Origin of the sequence: Neoluteolibacter marinus (assembly GCF_014904755.1) — a bacterium.
GTDB lineage: Bacteria > Verrucomicrobiota > Verrucomicrobiia > Verrucomicrobiales > Akkermansiaceae > Haloferula > Haloferula marina.
Genome location: NZ_JACZFQ010000213.1, coordinates 1 through 371 on the forward strand (window position 1 = coordinate 1; position 371 = coordinate 371).

The following is a 371-nucleotide window of genomic DNA, read 5'->3' on the forward strand; positions in this document are numbered from 1 at the left end:
CCGGCCAGGAGCAGCAGCATCATGAACGGCGTCCACTGCCACACCAGCGCCACGATCACGGAGATCCGCGGCATCTGGGAGGTCCAGTCCACCGGGTCGATGCCCACGAGGCCGATCATCCAGTTCACCAGGCCGTAGGACGGGTTGAACATGGACACCGACCACAGCATGGCCGAGGCCACGGGCATGATCAGGAACGGCGTGATCAGCAGGGTGCGGGCCAGGCCGCGGCCCAGGAACGCCCGATCCAGCAGCAGCGCGAAGATCATCCCCAGGATGAGGGCGAACAGCACGCAAGCCAGCGTGTAGAGGATCGAGTTGAGCGCCGCGCCGCGGAACGTGGAGTCGGTGAAGATCGCCAGGTAGTTGCG

General features: G+C 65.8%; 1 protein-coding gene. It reads right to left on the reverse strand.

Going from position 1 to position 371, the window contains the following annotated elements:
- On the reverse strand, positions 1–371 hold a 371-nt coding region (locus IG178_RS24530; protein WP_193215218.1), incomplete at both ends, for a carbohydrate ABC transporter permease.